The sequence below is a fragment of the Variovorax sp. Varisp36 genome (assembly GCF_047304235.1).
Taxonomy (GTDB): domain Bacteria; phylum Pseudomonadota; class Gammaproteobacteria; order Burkholderiales; family Burkholderiaceae_C; genus Variovorax.
In genome coordinates this window covers 1-746 of the sequence record NZ_JBGLYU010000102.1, presented here as the reverse complement: position 1 = coordinate 746, position 746 = coordinate 1, and the positions used below count along the sequence as shown (strand labels likewise).

Below are 746 nucleotides of genomic sequence, written 5' to 3'. Positions count from 1 at the left end.
AGCGTCTTCGTCAGCGTCAGGATGAAGCGCGCCTTGTTGGGCGAGTAGGTCGTCTGGCCGAAGGGGCCGAAGCCCAGGTCGATGCCCGGGTTCGCGACCGCGACATAGGAGCTCTTCTTGTTGGCGCCTTGCACCGAACCGGTCAGCGACAGGCCGTTGCCGAAGTCGTAGCTCGCGCCCACGTTGTAGTCGACGTAGCTCTTGTAGCCCAGGCTGCGGATGTCGCTGGACATGTTCGTGTAGCCGACGGCCGCCTTCAGCGTGACCTTGGGCACGATCTCCTTGCTGTACGACAGGTTCAGGTAGCCGGTGTTGGTGCCCTTCAGGCCCGAGCCGGCCTTGTTGCCTGCGTAGCCGAAGTAGTCCTTGGAGACTGTGTGCGAGTACTTGGCGGTGAAGGAGCCGAGGCTTTCATTGGCGTAGGTGCCCGCGACGTACAGCTCGGTGGTGTTGCCCGAGGAGTTGCCCGGGTAGATGTAGGAGAGCGCACCCACGTCCATGTCCAGCGGGCCGGCCTTGAACTTGTAGCCGCCGTACACGTCCATCTCGATGCTGTTGCCCTTGAGCCAGTTGACGCTGGAATTCCAGTTGCCGACGTAGAAGCCGCTGTCGCCGAAGGCGTAGTCCAGGCCGCCCTGGATGGCGGGCTTGAAGCCCTTGGTCTTGGCGTAGTCGTTCTTGCCGATCATGTCCTGGTCCTGGCCACGGAACTTGTAGTTCGTGGTGATGGACACGTTGCCCGTGAG

The 746-nt window shown here is 62.2% G+C and carries 1 protein-coding gene; it reads right to left on the bottom strand.

Going from position 1 to position 746, the window contains the following annotated elements; translation table 11 throughout:
- Positions 1–746: TorF family putative porin (locus tag ACCD11_RS28350; protein ID WP_413316461.1), on the bottom strand; the 746-nt coding region annotated here is incomplete at both ends.